This window comes from Pseudomonas sp. F007 (genome assembly GCF_057814275.1).
In genome coordinates, this window is sequence record NZ_JBVATA010000045.1 from 1 (window position 1) to 290 (window position 290).

A 290-nucleotide genomic window follows, 5' to 3' on the forward strand; every position below is an offset into this window, starting at 1 on the left:
TACCAGGGCTAGCTTAAAAGCCTTACCGCGCCGCAACTGGGTGCTGCGGCGAACCGCGCGGCGGACGAGCGTGCCGCCGTTGCCACCGATGCGGTGGAAGAAGTGCTGTTCGGCTGCGTATTGCCGGCTGGCCACGGCCAGGCGCCGGCGCGCCAGGCGGCACTGGGCGCCGGTCTGGACATGTCGACCCGTTGCACCACCCTCAATATAATGTGCGGTTCGGGCATGGAAGCGGCGATTCTCGCCCACGACATGCTGCGGGCCGGCAGTGCCGATGTCGTAGTCGCCGG

1 pseudogene is annotated in these 290 nt (G+C 67.9%); it reads left to right on the forward strand.

The features are described from left to right. Window positions 1-12: 12 nt before the first annotated feature. Window positions 13-290: pseudogene (locus tag ACZYR5_RS29655) on the forward strand (thiolase family protein); the annotation flags it as partial.